The following is a 321-nucleotide window of genomic DNA, read 5'->3' on the forward strand; positions in this document are numbered from 1 at the left end:
GTGAGAGATGATGACTTTGTAACTTAAAATAGGGTGGTGGTTTGTAATCTCTTGTATGGCCAACTCTGCATGGGTATTCTTATGGCTCTACGGTTATACAGGTTTGTCTTGTTATTTTTATCTTTTTATTGTTGTTCTCCTTATTGAAAATCGTCATGAACAATGCCATGGAACTTTGGGATGCCCCAATGTCTGTCATTGCGTTTTTGTGGTGGCCTTTTGTGTTTTATAGTGGCTGGGTAACGGTAGCAAGCATCGCCAACGTATCCTCTTACTTGATTAAAATAAGAATGGGAGTGGTTTCGGAATGTCAGAAGAGGC

At 40.2% G+C, this 321-nt stretch carries 1 pseudogene; it reads left to right on the forward strand.

The annotated features are described in order from the left end of the window. A pseudogene (locus A9996_RS20765) lies at positions 1 to 321 on the forward strand (tryptophan-rich sensory protein); the annotation flags it as partial.

Source organism: Gelidibacter algens, from assembly GCF_001678675.1.
Taxonomy (GTDB): Bacteria; Bacteroidota; Bacteroidia; order Flavobacteriales; family Flavobacteriaceae; genus Gelidibacter; species Gelidibacter algens.